Below are 18,763 nucleotides of genomic sequence, written 5' to 3' on the forward strand. Positions count from 1 at the left end.
GACAATGAGTAAAAGAAAACGCGTATTGGTTAAATTTTCAGGCGAAGCTTTAGCGGGAGAGAATGGTTTTGGCATAGATACGGCGGTGCTTAAATTTATAGCAAATGAGATAAAAGAGCTTGTCGAAAATGGTATCGAGGTTGGCATCGTGATAGGTGGCGGCAACATTATACGTGGTGTGAGTGCTGCAAAAGATGGCATCATCAAACGAACAAGCGGCGATCACATGGGCATGCTAGCAACTGTTATAAATTCGATCGCGATGCGTGAAGCTTTAGAGCGAAGCGGGCTTGAAGTAAGAGTGCAAAGCGCGATCAAGATGGAGGCGATCTGTGAGACTTTCATCGTTGGACGTGCTCAGCGTCATTTAGAAAAAGGCAGAGTTGTTATATTTGCTGCAGGTACCGGCAATCCTTTCTTTACAACCGATACAGCTGCAACTCTAAGAGCTATTGAAATCGGCTCAGATATGATCATAAAAGCTACAAAGGTTGATGGTGTTTATGATAAAGACCCTAAAAAATTCAAAGATGCAAAACTTTTAAAATCACTAAACTACGAAAAGGCAATGAGCGATGATATCAAGGTTATGGACGATACTGCCATAGCTTTAGCAAAAGATAACTCACTGCCGATTTTGGTTTGTAATATGTTTAAGGCTGGAAATTTATTAAAAATAATAAATGAAGAAGAAGCAGCCCTATATTCAGTAGTAAAATAAATTTTAAAAAGGATAAATATGAGAACAGAACAAATAACAGCAAGAGCGTTAAAACAAGTTGGTGATGATAGATATAAACTTTCACTTATCGTAGCAAAGCGTGCAGAAGCATTAGCAAATGGAGCAGTAGTGCTTGTAGAAGCCGATACTTCAAAGATGAAATTTGCTGACATTGCACTACTTGAAGTAGCTGAGGGCAAAATAGGCTTAGAGGCAATAGTTGAAGGAAAATAGTCTTTTTTTAGAGCAGCTAATAGAACAAATTTTACCTTGTAAAAATGTTTCAGAAGCTATAACGCTGCTCTTTTCCCTTTGCGAACGAAGCGAGAAATTAGACAAAGCTATAGATAGCTGCGTCACATCTCATGCTGGTCAATACCGCAAAAGTGGCGAGCCATACGCAATCCATCCTATCTTGGTAGCATCAATAGTAGCAAATATGGGCGGAGACGAGAGTATGGTCATAGCTGCACTACTTCACGATGTGGTTGAAGATACTGAAGTTACACTTAGCGAAGTCCAGGCTAAATTTGGCGATGAAGTGGCAAAGCTGGTTGAAGGGCTTACGAAGATAGTTGCTATAAGAGAAAATAAGCTTGCAAGCTCAAGTAGTAACGAAAAACTAGCAAGCTCGGCACTAACCTTTAGAAAAATGCTTTTAATCTCCATTGAAGATGTTAGAGTTCTTGTGGTTAAGCTTTGTGACAGACTTCATAATATGCTAACCCTTGATGCATTAAAAGTAGAAAAACAAAAACGCATCGCTGAAGAGACGCTTATGGTCTATGCTCCGATCGCTCATAGGCTTGGAATTTCATCGATTAAAAATATGCTTGAAGATCTAAGCTTTAAATATGCGATGCCAGAAGAATACGCCAAGATCGATAGCTTTTTAAATAAAAATAAGCAGCAGCTTAGCCTTAAACTAAATGCTTTTTACGAGAAAGTAAATCAAATTTTGCTTGAAAACGGCTTTATTGAGGGTACTTTTGAGATACAAAAACGTATAAAGCATTACTATTCGATTTATTTAAAAATGCAAAGAAAAGGTATTTCGATTGAAGAGGTACTTGATTTGCTAGCTATTAGAATTCTTGTGCAAAAGCCGCTTGATTGCTACCTTGCGCTTGGAAATTTGCATATAAATTTTAATCCTCTTATTTCGAGATTTAAGGATTATATTGCACTTCCAAAGCAAAATGGTTATCAAACGATACATACAACTATTTTTGATAATAAGAGTATTTTTGAGGCACAAGTTCGTACTTACGATATGCACAAAACCGCCGAATACGGTGTCGCAGCTCACTGGAAATACAAAAACGGCGAGGGCAGTTTACTTAATCCAAAACTTGACTGGCTAAACGACATTGGTATGCAAAATAATGAAGCTGAAAGTAACGTCGAGGAGCTTTATGAGTATGCAAAAGATAGCCTATACATCGAGGATATCGCTGTTTATTCACCAAAGGGTGAGGTATTTACGCTTCCGCGCGGCGCTACAGCATTAGACTATGCTTATGAGATTCACACAGAGATAGGCCTTTATGCAAAAGAAGCTTATATAAATCGCGTCAGGATGCCACTTTTAACGGAGCTAAAAAACGGCGATATTGTAAGGATCGTAACTGGCGAAGAGGCAAAATTTCGCTGTTCATGGATAAATAGCGTTCGAACTGGTAAAGCAAGAGCTACGATAAGGACATACTGCAAGCAAAAGATAAAAGATATAAATTATAAAATCGCAGTTGATATTTTAAAGTCGGTTTTTGGCGTTTCGAAAGATAGAATTTTAGACTGGATAGAGCATGAAAATTTAGGCAAAAAAGTTTTTCGTGCTGCAACTGAAAGCGATTTTTTGCAAGAGGTCGTAAATATGCTTAAAAAGTATATAAAAAAAGAGCGTCCGTTTATGATCTCTTTGGGCGACAAATATCAGGTTAAAAAGCAGAAATTTGAAAATATCGTAATCTATTCAAATCATAAAATTTCAAATGTCGAGTTTGACTATTGTTGTAACCCAAAAAGAGGCGATAGTATAGTTGGCTTTAAAAATGGGCACAATGTGACAGTGCATCACAAACTTTGTGAGCGTGCCGGGAAACTTATGGATAAGGGCAATGAGATTATCTTTGTCAAATGGACTAGAAATGCCCCACATAGATATAAAATTTTATTAAATCTTGAGAACCGAAAAGGCGCGTTGGCTGAATTTTTAACATATCTTGCTAGACTAGATGTAAATTTGGCTACAATCTCGCTAAATGAAGCAAATGACCTTAGCGGTGACACATTTGAGATAAGTGTTGAGATAGCTGAAAACATCGATGCAAACGAGCTAAGAGAGAAGATCAAAGATAGATATAAGATTATAGATTTCGTTTCGCAAAGCGATCCATACCACAACTAGGAGAAAGATAATGCAAGATATAGCTGAAATTTTACAAGAGATAAAACGCGGTGTTGCCGAAATTATTGACTTTGAAAGAGTTGAAAGCTTAATAAAAAATTATTATGAAAAAGGTGAAAATTTCTATGTAAAGGCTGGCTTTGATCCAACTGCTCCAGACCTTCACTTAGGTCACACAGTCGTTTTAAGCAAGATGGCACTACTTCAAAAGCATGGTGCGATCGTGCAGTTTTTGATAGGTGACTTCACTGCTCAAATAGGCGATCCAACTGGCAAATCAGCCACCAGAAAAAAGCTAGATCAAGAGACGGTTTTAAAAAACGCTAAAACCTACGAAGAGCAAGTTTTTAAAATTTTAGATCCAAAAAAGACCTTGATAATGTTTAACTCAAAATGGTCAAATGAGCTAGGAGCTGCTGGAATGATAGAGTTAACTAGCACATTTTCAGTCGCTAGAATGCTAGAGCGCGATGATTTTGAAAAAAGGATAAAATCTGGCAGTCCAATTTCAATTTGTGAATTTATGTATCCACTTCTCCAAGGTTATGATAGCGTTGCGATGAAGTGCGATATCGAGATGGGCGGTACGGATCAGAAATTTAACCTTCTAATGGGTAGAACCTTGCAGAGAACATATAACGTCGGCAAAGAGCAAGCTGTAATCATGATGCCACTTCTTGAGGGGCTTGATGGTGTAAATAAGATGAGCAAGAGCCTTGGAAACTACATCGGCGTAACCGAAAACGCAAATGATATGTTTGCAAAAACGCTTAGTATAAGCGATGAGCTAATGTGGCGTTGGTACGAGCTTTTAAGTACAAAAAGCCTTGGCGAGATAGAAAATTTAATGAACGACGTAAAAAACGGCAAGTATCATCCAAAAAAAGCAAAAGAGAACCTTGCGTACGAGATAACAGCAAGGTATCACGGCGAGGAGGCTGCAAAAGCTGCGATGGCTGAGTTTAACAGCGTGCACTCTCAAAATCAGCTCCCAACCGATATAAAAGAATTTAGCTTAAAAGCACCAGTTTGGATCGTGGAAGCTTTATCGCAGTGTGAGTTAAGTGAGTCAAATTCTCAAGCAAGACGCGACATAAAGGCAAATGCGGTTAGCATTAATCAAGAAAAGATCGGTGATGAGCAGTTAAAATTAGAGGCAGGTGAATATATCTTGCAAGTCGGAAAGCGTAAATTTGCAAAAGTAAAGGTTGAATAGATGGAGTTAAAGCCATTAAAAATAGGAAAATATGAGATAAAGTATCCGATATTTCAAGGCGGTATGGGACTTGGTATCAGCTGGGACAAACTAGCTGGCAACGTCAGCCTTGAAGGCGGTCTTGGAATAATCAGCTCAGTTGGCACAGGATATTATGAAAATCGTAAATTTATAAACAAAGAGCTAAATGCAAAGCCATTTGGAAGTGAAAATTTCTACTCAACAAGAGGTCTTAGAGCAATTATTGAGAATGCACGAAAAATTTGTGGAGATTTGCCACTTGGCGTAAATATAATGTATGCTGCAAACGACTATGCAAGAGTTGTAAAAGATGCTTGTGAAGCCGGTATAAATATCATCGTGTCAGGTGCTGGACTACCTACAAATTTGCCAGAATTTACACAAAATTTTAAAGAAGTCGCGCTAGTTCCTATTATCTCAAGTGCAAAAGCACTAAAGATCATCTGCAAACGTTGGCTACAAAGATATGATCGCTTGCCAGATGCAGTTGTGCTTGAAGGACCACTAAGCGGCGGACACCAGGGCTTTACATACGAGCAGTGCCTTGATCCTGAGTTTTCACTATTTAATCTAATCCCACAAGTAAAGGCCGAGATAAAAGAGTGGGGCGACTTTCCGCTCATCGCAGCTGGTGGAATTTGGGATAAAAATGATATAGAAAAGGCAATATCGCTAGGAGCAGACGGCGTTCAAATGGGTACACGCTTCATCGGAACTCATGAGTGCGACGCGGATATTGGCTTTAAAGAGGTGATACTAGCAGCCGAGGAAAAGGACATAGAGCTTATAAAAAGTCCAGTTGGCTATCCGGCTCGTGGGATTAGAACAAATTTGATAAATTTGGTAGAAAAAAGGATGGGACCAAAGATCCAGTGTATAAGCAACTGCGTGAGCCCTTGTCAAAGGGGCAAAGGGGCTAAAGAGGTTGGATATTGCATCGCTGATAGGCTGTTTGACTCATTTAGTGGCAAAAAAGAGACAGGGTTATTTTTCACTGGAGCAAACGGGTATAAACTAAAAGAGCTAATAAGTGTAAAAGAGTTAATGCACAAGCTGGTACATGGTGAATGAAACGAGCGATAATCCTCTTTTTTATTGTTTGTAATTTTCTTTTTGCTGCGACAAATTCAGAGATATTTGCAAAATTTGATAAAAATTTTGCCAGCTCAAGCAGAAGTGCAAAGATTAAATTTCACAACGATATAAAAGACATCTATGTCGACGCGATTATAAAAAACGATAAAAATATAAAAAAACAAGCACTCACAAGACTCATAACCAGCTCGAAATCGCTTGGTTTTGATTCAAGTGGGTATATAAAAGATCTAAATGCACTAAATGGCGTAAAGAGCGCTAGCACGCCTAGCATCGCTACTTTGACGCTGCTTAGTGCAACCAAGGTAAATGACACTTTAGTGCTTAAGTTTAATACAAAAATCGATACCGCAAAACTAAAAACATCCTTTTTGAAGCAGCAAAATACATATAAAAACATTATGGATATTGATGGTAGATTAAATGGCAATTCGCTAACTTATAAAAATTTCATATCTGATTACATTCACATCTCGCAGTATGATAAAAATACTGTTAGAGTTATTTTTTCTGATAAGGCCCAAAAGACTATAAAAGCAAATGCAACAGGTGATCTGCTTGTAATCAGCGCTCAAAATTTTATCTCAAACGAAAATGTAAAAGCACCACTTCATAAAACTAAAAACAAAAATGAAGAAGTGCCACACAAAGAGCCTGAGCCAAATTTAAAGCCTCAGCCTGCACAAAGTGAGCCAGTGGCAGCACCTTTGCCACCAGTTGCGACTGGTAAATTTTCACGCAACAAAACGATCGTCATCGATCCGGGTCATGGCGGCACTGATCCAGGTGCAGTAAATGGCAAGCTTCAGGAAAAAACAGCAGTTTTAGGTGTAGCCAAAAAGCTTGGCGATATACTAAAAGCGCGTGGCTATAAGGTCTATTTTACTAGATCAACCGATGTCTTTATAAATTTAAGAACAAGAACAAAATTTGCAAATGATAAGATGGCCGATCTATTTGTTTCCATTCACGCAAATGCTGCTCCAAATGCCACAAAGGCAAAGAGCATGCACGGCATTGAGACATTTTTCTTATCGCCTGCAAGAAGTGAACGTAGTAAAAACGCGGCTGCGCTTGAGAACAAATCAGATATCGAAGAGATGAACTACTTTTCGCAGCAGACATTTCTAAACGTACTAAACCGCGAGAAGATTATCGCGTCAAATAAGTTTGGCATTGATATCCAAAAAGAAATTTTAGCAAGTGCTAGAAAGGTCTATGCTGCAAGTGATGGCAGTGTGAGAGAGGCGCCGTTTTGGGTACTTGTTGGTGCTCTTATGCCAGCAGTTCTTGTTGAGATCGGCTATATCACGCATCCAGTCGAGGGTGAAAAGCTCTTTAATGATGCCTATCAAAACGCTCTTGCAAATGGTATTGCAAACGGCATTGACGGATATTTTGCAAAAAATAGATGAAAAATGCAAATTTAAGCTTCAAGGGACAAATTCCATTTAACGAGGAGTTTGGCGATATATATTTCAATACCGACAAACCTTGGCTTGAGAGCGAATTTGTCTTTGCAAGCGCACTTGATGAAATTTGGCAGAGCAAAGATAGCTTTATAGTCGCTGAGACCGGCTTTGGTGCTGGGCTAAATTTCTTTACACTTTGTAAGAAATTTAAAAATAGTTCTAAAAAACTTCACTTTGTTAGCATCGAAAAAAGCCCTATTAAAAAAGAAGATATTTTAAAAATTTATGAAAATTTAGGCATTTTTAAAGCTTATGCTAAAAAGCTGGTCTCGCTCTATCCACCTCTTATTGAGGGCATACACCGTATAAATTTTGCCCCAAATATCACACTTGATCTTTGCTACGGCGAGGCTAAAGAAATTTTACCTGAGCTTGATTTTAGCGCTGACATCTGGTTTCTAGATGGCTTTGCTCCAAGTAAAAATGACTCGATCTGGAGCGAAGAAATTTTTAGGCAGATCGCAAGACTAAGCAAGGTTGGCACGATTGCTAGAACCTACTCGTGTGCAAAAATAGTAAAAGATGGGCTAAAGAGCGCTGGCTTTTTGCTAAGCCTAAAAGAGGGTTACGCTAGAAAACGCCAGATGAGTAGCGCCGTGCTAGAGAAAACGGATGAAAATTTAAAGGATGCTTGGTTTGCGAGATGCGAGCCAGCCTCTAGCGTAAAAGGCAAAACAGCGCTTATCATAGGAGCTGGCGTGGCTGGACTTGCAACAGCTGGCGAGCTAGCCAAAAATGGCTTTAAAGTGGTGATCGCCGAGGCAAAGGGTGAAGTGGCTACAAATGGCTCAGGCAATCACTGTGGTGCTTTGATGCCATTAGTTACGAAGCCTGGGGTAAATTTAGGCCGCATGCATTTAAACGCATTTTTGCAAGCAGTGAGATTTTACAAGGCGACTTTGCCAGAAAGCCTTATTAAATTTAGTGGCTGCATAGACTACGCATTTGATGATGAGCTTATTAAAAGATACGCCTCGTGGCAAACTCAAAGCGTAGAGGATATTTTTAAATTTGATGAGAACTTAAAGCCATATCCTGGGATATTTATAAAAGATGGTGCATACGCTAGGCCAAGAGAAATTTGTAAATTTCTCTCAAGCAACTTTGAAATTTTATTTAACCATGAGTACGAGAGCAGAGAGCACCTTCAAAATGGCAAGATCAGCGTTAAATTTAAAAATGGTAAAAATTTAGAGACCGATATTTTAATCTTTTGCACTGGCAGTAAGAGCAGTGAAATTTTTAAGGACTACGATATGCAAATAAGCAGTGTCCGAGGCCAAGTCACGCACCTAAAACCAGTGCTAAAAAATGTCCTGCCGCTAAGCGCAAAAGGCTACATCTGTCCAACCATAAAAGGCGTGCAAGTTATCGGTGCAACTTATGCCAGAAATGAAATTTGTGATACGCCTAAAGTTGAGGATAATACTAAAAATTTAAGCGATGTAAGCGAGTTTTTTGACATCAAAAAAGTAACAATTATCGGTGCAAAAGTAGGCTACCGAAGTTATAGTGGAGACAGGTTTCCGATAATTGGCGCCTTGCATGACGAAGAATTTTACAAGCAAAACTACAAAGGGCTATTTTGGAGCAAAAATAAAGATAACAATCCAAAAGCAAGCTACGAAAAAAATGTCTTTGTAAATTTTGCTCATGGCTCACGAGGTCTTTGTACAGCGATACTTGGAGCAAATTTGATAGCTGATCTTGTACTTGATCGCCCACTTTGTATAGAAAGATCACTATTTCACGAGCTTCATCCAGCTAGATTTTTGATAAGAAAACTAAAAAAGGGATTAAAACTTTAAGAGGCAATTAGCAGAAATTCCTAGCACAAGATACTAGGAATTTCTTGTAAGTTTAGGCTTAAAGCCTTGTTTTCATCTTTTCAAATTCATCTTTTATGACTTGCTCGTGAGGTTCGCTCGTCATTTTATTTATCGCATCGCCCCAGATACTTACGCTAATGATTGCTATACAAGAAGCTATGATGCCAGGTAAAATTTCATAAACGTAAGTGTTTAGCCCTGAAGTGATCCAAAATATTACTGTCGCACCTCCAGCTATCATGCCAGCGAGTGCTCCAAGTGCACTCATGCGCTTCCAGTAGAGGCTAAAAAGTAGCACTGGTCCAAAGCTCGCACCAAATCCAGCCCAAGCGTTGCCAACTACGTTTAGGACATTGTCTGTCGAGATAAAGGCAAGTATAGTAGCAACTATGGCCACTACTACAACAGCATAGCGACTGATCGCTGTTTGTGTATTTTGACTAATCTCTTTTTTATAGAATGCAAAGATAAAGTCCTTTGTTACTGAGCTAGACGTAACTAAAAGCTGACTTGAGATAGTACTCATGATCGCTGAAAGCACAGCTGAGATGATAATACCTATAAAAAATGGTGGGAAAAGTAACTCGCCAAGCTTTAAAAATACAGTCTCAGGATCGCTAAGTCCGCCTCTTTGACTAAAGTAGACAAAGCCGATAAGTCCGCTCATAATCGCACCAAGTAACCCAATGCTCATCCAACCAATGCCTATTCTTCTTGCTTTGGCAAGCTCTTTTGAATCACGTATCGCCATAAATCTAACAATGATGTGTGGCTGACCAAAATAGCCAAATCCCCAAGCCATAAGTCCTAAAATTCCCCAAAAAGTTTGATCTCTAAATGGATTTAGGTGATTTGCATCAAGCTTGCTTATCTCCTTTATCAAATTTGTATCGCTTGGCAAGTCTAAATTTAGATATGCCACGACTGGGATCGAGACTAGGACACAAAACATTAAAAGCCCCTGAAATGCGTCAGTTATACTAACTGCTTTAAATCCACCAAAAAATGTGTAAAAGACCACGATAACAAGTGTAAAGACCGCTCCATAGGCAAATTTTAAACCAAAAAAGCTCTCAAATGTCTTTCCACCAGCGATGATGCCGCTACTTACATAAAGTGTGAAAAAGATCAAAATAATAAGACCAGAGATGATTCTTAAAATTTTAGTCCTATCTTTAAAGCGATTTTCTAAAAAGTCTGGTATTGTGATGCTATCACTCGCAACCTCAGTATAAATTCTAAGCCTCTTTGCTAAAAATAGATAGTTGCAGTAAGCTCCAATAATAAGACCGATTATCATCCACACATTTGCTATGCCAGTTGCGTATAATGCTCCGGGCACGCCAAGTAGCATCCAACCACTCATATCAGAAGCACCAGCACTAAGTGCAGTAACTACTGGACCCATTCGACGGTTATCTAGCAGATATTCGTTCATACTTGCATTTTTATCGTAGAAATATCGTCCGATAAAGAGCAAAAAGCCAAAATAGATGGCGATGGCTAAATAAGACCCAAAGCTCATAAATTTCCTTTCAAATTAAGATAAATGGCTTATGTTAATATAAATTTTTTTAAATTACAACATTCGGCGCCGATCCTTAAACGCTTTTAAGCAAAATGATATAAATTTTTTCGTATTATTTAAAGCCATATTTTAAAGAGAAGGACGAAGTTGAAGGCTCAAAATTTAGCTAAATTTCTATTTTTTATAATTATCGTTTCACTTGGAGCATATTTTTTCTATCCAAGAGATCTTAGTGAGGCTCAAGAGATCGCTTATATCAAAAGTTACGGAGTGACTTTAGGACTTACGATAGGTGGTATTGCCATAGGCATAACACTTGGATTTACCTTGGCGTTTATTAAATTTTTAAATATTAAAGTCTTAGATTTTATAATTGATGAATATATCGATATCTTACGTGGAACACCTGTAATACTTCAACTTTTAATATTTTCAGTTGTCATTTTTGCAACATGGAGTGATAATTTTTATGTAGCTCTCATCGCACTTGGACTAAATAGCTCTGCTTATGTGGCCGAGATCGTGCGAAGTGGCATAAACAGCGTGGATAAAGGACAAATGGAAGCGGCTCGTGCGATGGGCCTAAACTACTATGTTTCGATGCGCGAGATAGTTTTTCCACAAGCTACAAAAAATATCTTGCCAGCTCTTGCAAATGAGTTTATATCGTTATTTAAAGAGACATCAGTCGTGGGTTATATAAGTGTCGTTGATATTACGATGCAAAGTAAGAGCTTGCAAGCGGTCTTTTATAGTCCAGAGCCAGTCATTTTTACAGGCATTGTCTATTATGTGAGTGTTAAATTTTTTACACTTTTGACAAAACTACTTGAGAGGAGATTAAACCGCCATGATTGAGATTAAAAATTTAAATAAAAGTTATGGCGATTTGCGAGTTTTAAATGATATTAGCGTAGATATAAAAAAGGGTGAAGTTATAGCGATAATTGGTCCAAGTGGTGGCGGTAAAAGTACGTTTTTACGTTGTATAAACCGCCTTGAGGAGCCAGATAGCGGGCACATAAAGATAAATGGCGAAGATATTTTAGATAAAAAATCAGATATAAATAAAATTCGCCAAAAAGTGAGCATGGTTTTTCAGCACTTTAATCTTTTTGCAAATAAAAACGTCTTGCAAAATTTAACTCTAGCCCCTATAAAAGCGGGAATTTTAGATAAAGCAAGTGCAGAAAAAAGAGCCGATGAGTTGCTAAAAAGTGTTGGGCTAAGTGATAAGAAATTTGCCTATCCGCACAAACTATCAGGCGGACAGAAGCAACGTATCGCGATCGCTAGAAGCCTAGCGATGGAGCCAGAAGTGATACTTTTTGACGAGCCGACAAGTGCGCTTGATCCTGAGATGATCGGAGAGGTGCTTGATATTATGAAAGATGTTGCCGCAAGGGGCATAACGATGCTTGTGGTGACCCATGAGATGGGCTTTGCAAGAAATGTGGCAAATAGAATTTTCTTTATGGATAAAGGCAAAATCGCAGTTGATGATACACCGAAAAATGTCTTTACAAATCCGCAACATGAGCGCTTAAAAGAGTTTTTAGGCAAAATTTTAAATCATTAAAGGAGTAGAAAATGAGTAAAATTTTAAAATTTTTGATGGCAAGCTTGGTTTTATTTTTACTAGGTTGTGGCGATGACGCTAACAAAAAAAATGCAGTAAATAATGCCGAAGAAGCTAGTAAAAATGTAGTTTATAAAGTTGGCTCTAGTGCTGATTATCCACCTTTTGAATATCTTGATGAAAACAATAAAATTGTTGGCTTTGAGATAGATTTATTAGACGAGATCACCAAAAAAACTGGGATAAAATTTGATGTTGCAAATATGAGCTTTGATGGACTGATATCAGCATTAAAAACCGGTAAAATCGATATTGCTATAAGCGGAATGAGTGCAACTGATGAGAGAAGAAAATCGGTTGATTTCACCAAGCCATATTATTTTTCAGAAAATTTATTTATCCGCAAAAAAGGCTCAGATGTAAATAAAGACAACCTTAAAGATAAGAAAATTTCAGCTCAAGTTGGAACATTGCAAGAAGAAGCAGCCAAAAGCATAACCACTAAATCGATACCTGCTGAAAATGTAGCAGCTGCTATCATGTCACTAAACGCTGGTAAAATCGATGTTGTACTAACTGATAGTCCGATAGGGGTTGAATATTTAAAACAAAATCCAGATTTAGAAGAATTTTTAAGAGTTCCTGATGGCACGGAAGGATTTGCAATGGCGTTTGATAAAGGCAAACACACTGAGCTTATCAAAAAGATAGACGCAGCGATCGATGAGCTACAAAAATCTGGCGAATTTGACAAAATGCTAGATAAATATGGATTAAAGAAATAAATCTAAATACAAAATTTGCAGAGAAGCAGGAATTCTCTGCAAAAACTCACTTTTTTCTAATTTTTAAAATTTAACATCTTTTAAAAGTAAAATTAATAAAATGACTTAACTATTTTCAAGGAGAAAAAATGAAGCTTCTCAGGATGAGAACGGCATTTATTTTAAATGTGCTATTTTCTATTTGCATGTATCACAATTTAGTTAAAAAATTTCTACTATTTAATAAAGCTAAATATAAATTAAAATTTTACATAAATGCGTTAATTGATATTTTTTATAAAAATAACCAAAAGTATTTTTTGGTTGATAAATTTTTAAGTATTAAAGTCGTATGACTTTATTTTTTGAAGCAGATATTAAGAAAAACTAAAAGGAGAGAAAATGAATAATCTAGGTATTAAATTTAAGATTATGGCGATAGTTGTCGTTAGTCTTATTGGATTTGGCATAATGGGTGCATACATGCTAAATGGCATCATGGAAACTCGTGCAAAAGCTGAGTACAGTGAGAAGATAGTAGATACGATAATAAATCAAAACGCTTTTATCCACGAGATGCAAAAAGAGCGCGGATTTAGCTCAGGCGTACTAGCTGGAGGAGACAATACAAAGCTTATAGCTCAACGAAAAAATGTAGATGCAACACTTGAAAAGCTTGACGAAAAAAATGAAATAACTCCAGAATTAAATAGTATTCGCTCAGGCGTAGATCAAAAGAGCGGTGATAATCTAATCGGACGCATAACAAAAATACTAAGAAAAGAGGTTGTTACTATAAATAGCTATAGTGATAAGCTCGAGCCTAGCTTGGTAGATGATCTAAAGCGTATCATTATTGTCGGTGAGATAAAAGAGTCTTTTGGTATTTTACGTGCTACTCTAAATGGTGTTTTTACTAAAAAGAGCATAAGTAAAGAGGACTATAACAAGGTAGTTGCACTAAATAGCGTTATAAATAAATTTATGCAGGATTTTGACGAATACAATCCAAAAGAATTTAGCGATGAATTTGACGCTATCGCTAGAAAAAAGGCTGATTTTGTAGATGCTATGAATATTATTAAAAATGTAGTTGCCACTGAAGATGTATCTTATGATGCAGCGAGTTGGTTTTCAAAGATAAGTGTTACGATAGATGCAATGAGAGAGCTTGAACTTAAACTACTTGATAATATGCAAAAAGATGCAAGACGTATTAAGGGTGATGCAAATACCGAACTTATTATAAGTTCTATTGTGATTGCGATTTGTATTTTGCTTATGTTGCTAGTATCTACATTAATAGGTAAAAACCTGATCTCTGGTATAGATCAGACTAAAAATGGCTTAGTTAGATTTTTTGACTTCTTAAATTATAAATCTAATAAGGCTGAATTTTTAGATCGTAGCGGTAGCGACGAGATCGGACAGATGAGTGCGCTGATAAATGAGAATATCAAACAAATCGAGGCAAATTTATCTGAACAAAATAATTTCATCAAAGAGGCTAATACATTTGTAAATCAAATCGGTAAAGGCAACTACGTAGCTCAACTCAATGCAGACACTTCAAATCCTGCACTTAGCCAGCTAAAACAAACTTTCAAAGACTTACAAATCGCACTTAAAAATGCTATCGCAGCAAATGGCGATGACGTGTTAAATCTACTAGAAAGCTTTAAAAAACAAGACTTTACTAAAAGGCTTGAAGATGATGGCAAAATGGCGGTTGGTATAAATGCTCTTGGTGAAGAGATAGCCAAGATGTTAAGGGCAAATTTAGATCAAGCCCATGTGCTAGAAGAAAAGGCTGAGTCTTTAAGTCAGTCAATGAAAGAACTAACTCAAGGCGCAAATGTACAAGCAAGCTCACTTCAAGAGTCTGCTGCCGCAGTAGAGCAAATGTCAAGCTCAATGAATGCAATATCTCAAAAAACATCTGATGTTATTAGACAAAGTGATGAGATTAAAAACATCATAACTATTATTAGAGATATAGCTGATCAAACAAATTTACTAGCTCTTAATGCTGCAATCGAGGCAGCACGTGCAGGAGAACATGGTAGAGGCTTTGCGGTTGTTGCAGATGAGGTTAGAAAACTAGCTGAAAGAACTCAAAAATCTCTAACAGAGATCGAAGCAAATACAAACGTACTAGCTCAATCAATCAATGAAATGAGTGAATCTATAAAAGAGCAAAGTGAAGGAATCAATATGATAAATCAATCAGTTGCTCAAATAGACACACTTACAAAAGAAAATGTAGTAATTGTCAATAAAGCAAATGAAGTAACATCTGATGTTGATGACATGGCTAAGGCGATAGTAAACGAAGTTAGAAAAAGTAAATTTTAATCTTTGACTTACTCTTAGAGCTCCTATTATTCTATCCCTTAAGATAATTAAGGGATAGAATTTATCTATAAAAATTTATATGCTACTTTGCTATACGATTATTTATAGCATTTTTCTTTTATTACGGATTTAAACAATTTTTAATAGAGAAATACTGATAATTAAGCCACTAAATCACCTTAAAGGACACTATTATGAAAAAGATCTTTGCTCTTTTACTCACAGCTTTTGTTGCTCTTTGTGCAAACGAGCTAAAATTTGGCACAGCGGCGAACTACCCGCCATTTGAATATATCGATGAGAACAACAAAATAACAGGCTTTGATATCGAGTTAATTGATGAAATTTCAAAGCGTGCAGGCTTTTCATATAAGATCATAAATATGAGTTTTGATGGCCTTATCCCAGCGCTTAAAGCTGGCAAAATAAATGGCATAATAAGTGCGATGAGTGCGACTTCAGATAGATTAAAATCGATTGATTTTACAAAGCCATACTATCTAACTGAAAATCTCTACCTAAAGAAAAAAGGTAATGACGCACTAAAAGCTAAAGAAGAGCTAGCTGGCAAAAGAGTTGGCGTGCAACAAGGTACCGTCCAAGAGCTAGCAGCAAATGCTATAAATGGCGTAAAAGTAGTGCCTTCAGAGGATACTGTGCCACTTATCATGGGATTAAAAGTTGGCAAATTTGACGCAGTCATCCTTGATAGCTCTATCGGATATGGCTTTATCAAGAAAAATCCAGAACTTGAAGCGTTTTTCAAAGAAGTTGATGGTAGCGAGGGCTTTTCAATAGCATTTGATAAAGGAAAAGAGAGCGCGTTAATAGAGAAAATAAATCAAATTTTAGATGATATGAAAAAAGACGGAGGCTACGAATTTTTACTTAAAAAATACGATCTAAAATAATCTTCTAGCCTGCAAATTTGCAGGCTTATGCTAAATTCTGCTTTGTCTATCGATTAAAATTTAAAAGGAAAATAATGAGAAAAATTTTGTTGCTTTTTTGCCTAGTAATGAGTCTTTTTGCGCTTCAAAACGATAAAGATATGTTAAATGGAGAGCTAAAAAACGGGCTAAAATACTATATCAAAGAGAATAAATTTCCACAAAAAACAGCTATTTTTTATCTTGTTATAAATTCTGGTTCAACTGATGAAAAAGATGGCGAGCAAGGTCTTGCTCACTTTTTGGAGCACATGGCATTTAATGGCAGCCGTGATTTTAGCAAAAACGAGCTCATTAAGCAGCTTGAGAGCCTTGGTGTGAAATTTGGAGCTGATCTAAACGCGCAGACGAGCTACGATCAGACGAGTTATGTCTTAACGATTAATGTAAATGAGAAAAATTTACAAGATACGTTTAAGGTCTTTTCGAATTGGATAGATGGCGTTAAAATCGATCCTAAGGAGCTTGATAAGGAGCGTGGCGTCATAATGGAAGAGGAGCGTCAGAGAAATACGCCAAGGTATAGGCTTTATTTGGCTCAAACAAAGGATATTTTTGAGGGCAGTATCTATCTAAAAAGAGTGCCAATAGGCGATATGAATGTCATCAAAAGTGTAGATGCTAAGCACATGCAAGAATTTTATGAGAGGCTTTATCAGCCAAGATTTATGAGCTTTGTTGCTGTTGGCGACTTTGATAAAAATGAGATAAAAAGCTTAATCGAAAAAAACTTTAGCCAAGCAAAAAATACAAATTCTTACATTCATCCAGAAAAAAATATCAGCTTTAAAAGTGGTTTAAATATTTTTAACTATGACTCGAATGAAACTGGAATGGAGCTAGTTAGACTTAGCTATTTTGATAAATTTAGCCCAGTTTTAAATGAGGCTGACGCAAAGAGAAATCTAGAAGACGCACTTATCGCAAGCCTAATAAATATGCTTTATGAGCAAAAAAATGCAAATAATTCATCAAATTTAAGTACTGATTTTATAGCTCAAACACTTCAAGCAAAGCAGAAAATTTATAGTTTTGAAACAAATGTGCTTGGAGGCGATTTTAACGCAAGCCTTAAAGATATGCTTGGCGTTATAAAAGGTATTAAAGAGTTTGGCTTTAATAAAGATGATTTTGAAGATGTAAAAAAGGCGTTTGTGGCAAATGTAGATGCAAAATTTAAACGTTCAAAGACTAAAAAGTCAAGCGCTTATGCAGGGCAAACCCTAAACATGATAGAAAATGGTGGCTTTGTGTTAAGCGATGAAGATGAAAAAGAGCTTAGTTTAAAGCTATTAAACGAGATTACGCTAGCTGACGTGAATGCTAGATTTAGGCAAATTTTGGCCATTTCTGATGAACGTGTAAGAATTTTTAGCAAAGATGGCTTTAGGCTTAGCAAAGATGAGTTTTTAAAGCTTTTTGCCAAAGCGCCTGCTTATAACACAAGCCTATCTGGTAGCAATAACGACAAGAGTCTAGGCAATGAAAATTTAGAGCCAAAAGAGATAAACTCAAGAAGCTTTGATGAAAAAAATGGAATTTATACCTACAAAATGCAAAATGGCTCGCAAGTTATCTTTAAGCCACTAGCCACTAAAAAAGATAGCGTTTTGTTTGCAGCCGTCAGCAAAGGAGGCACATCAAATTTGGCTGATCCAAAGTTTGGTAGCTTTGCAGTGGCACTTACAAATGAAAGCGGCGTTGGTAAATTTAACAACTATGAGCTCTCAAAGGCACTAAATGGAAAGATCGTAAGCTATGAAAAGGGTATAGAAGCACTCACGCAAGGCATTTATGGCTCATCAAGTACAAGCGATCTTAGCTCGCTGCTAGCTATTATAAATTTAGAATTTAATACTCCAAGAGCCGATGCAAACGTGCTTGAGAGGATAAAGCAAAGAGCAAAGGATGAGCTAAGCAAAAAGCAAAATTTGCCTGAATATAAATTTAGTACCGAATTTAGTAAGTTTTTTTATGAAAACAATAAACGTGTTGCGCCGCTTGAGATGGCTGATATCGATGCGCTAAAGCTAAATGAGCTAAAAGAGATCATCAAAGATAAATTTACAAATGCAGCCTCATATACTTTTGTAATCATCGGCGATACCGACGAAGAGAGGCTTTTGCCACTTATTAAAAAGTATATCGCCACTTTACCAAAGCTTGGCGAGGCTGAAGAATTTAAAGACGATGGCGTGCGAAGTATCAAGGGGCAGCACACCTTTAAAAGGGAGTATCAGACCTCAAAAAGAAGTGACGTGAGCGTAGATATTGTAAATTTCGATGCGAAATATAGCTTTGAAGGAGCGATTAGGCTAAGGGCTTTAAGTGAAATTTTAAAAACAGCGCTTCGTGAGCAGATCAGGGAAGATAAGGGTCAAACATACGGCTTTAGCCTAAATGCCAAGCTCTCACGCTATCCTTTTGAGCATTCAGATATGCTAATTAGCTTTACATGCGATCCTGCAAATACAGACAAGATCATCACTGAGATAAAGCAGATAATAGCTAGCATCAAGAGTAGTGGTGCGATCTTGCCAAAGCATTTGGAGGATTTTAAGGCACAGAGTGAAATTTCTATAAAAAAAGATTACGAAAAGCCTGAGTTTTGGCAAAAGCTCATCATCTCAAATAAAATTTATAACACACCGCTTTATACTACAGATGAGTATATAAAGGCCGTGGATGCGGTGAACAATGATGATATCAAAGAGGCTGCTAGGCTATATCTCGATGAAAAAAATATGGTGATAAGTATAAATAATCCAAAGTAGAAATTTGGGAGTCAAGCTGGCTGGCTCTTAAAATTTAAACGCGAGTAAA

Annotated in this window: 15 protein-coding genes; 14 read left to right on the forward strand and 1 reads right to left on the reverse strand. The window is 37.0% G+C overall.

Going from position 1 to position 18,763, the window contains the following annotated elements:
- The first annotated feature begins 4 nt into the window (after positions 1-4).
- Genes pyrH through mnmC form a run of 7 tightly spaced genes read left to right on the forward strand, consistent with a single transcriptional unit; the run spans position 5 to position 8,743 of the window.
- A complete protein-coding gene (pyrH, locus tag TH67_RS08065) occupies positions 5-721 on the forward strand; it encodes a UMP kinase (protein ID WP_054196984.1) in 717 nt (238 codons plus the stop codon).
- 18 nt (positions 722-739) lie between these two features.
- Positions 740-955 (forward strand): DNA-directed RNA polymerase subunit omega, encoded by a 216-nt coding sequence (locus TH67_RS08070; RefSeq protein WP_021091717.1) that lies wholly within the window; start codon positions 740-742, stop codon positions 953-955.
- Entirely contained in the window at positions 942-3,131 is a 2,190-nt protein-coding gene (locus TH67_RS08075; protein WP_072595132.1) for a RelA/SpoT family protein, read from the forward strand. Before TH67_RS08070 ends, TH67_RS08075 begins: the two co-directional genes overlap by 14 nt.
- A 10-nt stretch (positions 3,132-3,141) precedes the next feature.
- Positions 3,142-4,347: a tyrosine--tRNA ligase gene (gene tyrS / locus TH67_RS08080; RefSeq protein ID WP_072595133.1), complete on the forward strand. Its 1,206-nt coding sequence runs from the start codon at positions 3,142-3,144 to the stop codon at positions 4,345-4,347.
- Positions 4,348-5,439 (forward strand): nitronate monooxygenase, encoded by a 1,092-nt coding sequence (locus TH67_RS08085; RefSeq protein WP_021091713.1) that lies wholly within the window; start codon positions 4,348-4,350, stop codon positions 5,437-5,439.
- Positions 5,436-6,878, forward strand: coding sequence for an N-acetylmuramoyl-L-alanine amidase family protein (locus TH67_RS08090; protein WP_072595134.1), 1,443 nt, complete (start codon positions 5,436-5,438; stop codon positions 6,876-6,878). Before TH67_RS08085 ends, TH67_RS08090 begins: the two co-directional genes overlap by 4 nt.
- Positions 6,875-8,743 carry a bifunctional tRNA (5-methylaminomethyl-2-thiouridine)(34)-methyltransferase MnmD/FAD-dependent 5-carboxymethylaminomethyl-2-thiouridine(34) oxidoreductase MnmC gene (gene mnmC / locus TH67_RS08095; RefSeq protein WP_072595135.1) on the forward strand — a complete coding sequence of 623 codons (1,869 nt, stop codon included), beginning with the start codon at positions 6,875-6,877 and terminating at the stop codon, positions 8,741-8,743. The genes TH67_RS08090 and mnmC overlap by 4 nt, the downstream gene beginning before the upstream one ends.
- A gap of 58 nt (positions 8,744-8,801) precedes the next feature.
- Here the strand turns inward: mnmC and putP are convergent, their stop codons facing one another.
- Entirely contained in the window at positions 8,802-10,289 is a 1,488-nt protein-coding gene (putP, locus tag TH67_RS08100; protein WP_072595136.1) for a sodium/proline symporter PutP, read from the reverse strand.
- Between the two features lie 150 nt (positions 10,290-10,439).
- Here putP and TH67_RS08105 point away from each other — a divergent pair, with 150 nt between their 5' ends.
- From TH67_RS08105 to TH67_RS08135, 7 genes are all read left to right on the forward strand, one after another.
- Positions 10,440-11,150 carry an amino acid ABC transporter permease gene (locus TH67_RS08105; RefSeq protein ID WP_072595137.1) on the forward strand — a complete coding sequence of 237 codons (711 nt, stop codon included), beginning with the start codon at positions 10,440-10,442 and terminating at the stop codon, positions 11,148-11,150.
- Complete coding sequence (locus tag TH67_RS08110; protein ID WP_072595138.1) at positions 11,143-11,871, forward strand: amino acid ABC transporter ATP-binding protein; 729 nt, start codon at positions 11,143-11,145, stop codon at positions 11,869-11,871. Before TH67_RS08105 ends, TH67_RS08110 begins: the two co-directional genes overlap by 8 nt.
- 11 nt (positions 11,872-11,882) lie before the next feature.
- Positions 11,883-12,656: a transporter substrate-binding domain-containing protein gene (locus TH67_RS08115; RefSeq protein WP_072595139.1), complete on the forward strand. Its 774-nt coding sequence runs from the start codon at positions 11,883-11,885 to the stop codon at positions 12,654-12,656.
- Between the two features lie 128 nt (positions 12,657-12,784).
- Positions 12,785-12,991: a hypothetical protein gene (locus TH67_RS08120; RefSeq protein WP_072595140.1), complete on the forward strand. Its 207-nt coding sequence runs from the start codon at positions 12,785-12,787 to the stop codon at positions 12,989-12,991.
- 46 nt (positions 12,992-13,037) lie between these two features.
- Complete coding sequence (locus TH67_RS10880; RefSeq protein WP_072595141.1) at positions 13,038-14,990, forward strand: methyl-accepting chemotaxis protein; 1,953 nt, start codon at positions 13,038-13,040, stop codon at positions 14,988-14,990.
- Between the two features lie 194 nt (positions 14,991-15,184).
- Positions 15,185-15,901: a transporter substrate-binding domain-containing protein gene (locus TH67_RS08130; protein WP_072595142.1), complete on the forward strand. Its 717-nt coding sequence runs from the start codon at positions 15,185-15,187 to the stop codon at positions 15,899-15,901.
- A 74-nt stretch (positions 15,902-15,975) separates the two neighbouring features.
- Entirely contained in the window at positions 15,976-18,714 is a 2,739-nt protein-coding gene (locus TH67_RS08135; RefSeq protein WP_072595143.1) for a M16 family metallopeptidase, read from the forward strand.
- Positions 18,715-18,763: the final 49 nt, after the last annotated feature.

Origin of the sequence: Campylobacter concisus, assembly GCF_001891085.1 — a bacterium.
GTDB lineage: Bacteria > Campylobacterota > Campylobacteria > Campylobacterales > Campylobacteraceae > Campylobacter_A > Campylobacter_A concisus_O.

What these genes read in the sequence shown, in the direction of transcription:
- pyrH (WP_054196984.1), top strand. Translation starts at nt 5, where the DNA reads ATGAGTAAAAGAAAACGCGTATTGGTTAAATTTTCAGGCGAAGCTTTA.
- TH67_RS08070 (WP_021091717.1), top strand. Translation starts at nt 740, where the DNA reads ATGAGAACAGAACAAATAACAGCAAGAGCGTTAAAACAAGTTGGTGAT.
- tyrS (WP_072595133.1), top strand. Translation starts at nt 3,142, where the DNA reads ATGCAAGATATAGCTGAAATTTTACAAGAGATAAAACGCGGTGTTGCC.
- TH67_RS08085 (WP_021091713.1), top strand. Translation starts at nt 4,348, where the DNA reads ATGGAGTTAAAGCCATTAAAAATAGGAAAATATGAGATAAAGTATCCG.
- TH67_RS08090 (WP_072595134.1), top strand. Translation starts at nt 5,436, where the DNA reads ATGAAACGAGCGATAATCCTCTTTTTTATTGTTTGTAATTTTCTTTTT.
- mnmC (WP_072595135.1), top strand. Translation starts at nt 6,875, where the DNA reads ATGAAAAATGCAAATTTAAGCTTCAAGGGACAAATTCCATTTAACGAG.
- putP (WP_072595136.1), bottom strand. Translation starts at nt 10,289, where the DNA reads ATGAGCTTTGGGTCTTATTTAGCCATCGCCATCTATTTTGGCTTTTTG.
- TH67_RS08110 (WP_072595138.1), top strand. Translation starts at nt 11,143, where the DNA reads ATGATTGAGATTAAAAATTTAAATAAAAGTTATGGCGATTTGCGAGTT.
- TH67_RS08115 (WP_072595139.1), top strand. Translation starts at nt 11,883, where the DNA reads ATGAGTAAAATTTTAAAATTTTTGATGGCAAGCTTGGTTTTATTTTTA.
- TH67_RS08120 (WP_072595140.1), top strand. Translation starts at nt 12,785, where the DNA reads ATGAAGCTTCTCAGGATGAGAACGGCATTTATTTTAAATGTGCTATTT.
- TH67_RS10880 (WP_072595141.1), top strand. Translation starts at nt 13,038, where the DNA reads ATGAATAATCTAGGTATTAAATTTAAGATTATGGCGATAGTTGTCGTT.
- TH67_RS08130 (WP_072595142.1), top strand. Translation starts at nt 15,185, where the DNA reads ATGAAAAAGATCTTTGCTCTTTTACTCACAGCTTTTGTTGCTCTTTGT.
- TH67_RS08135 (WP_072595143.1), top strand. Translation starts at nt 15,976, where the DNA reads ATGAGAAAAATTTTGTTGCTTTTTTGCCTAGTAATGAGTCTTTTTGCG.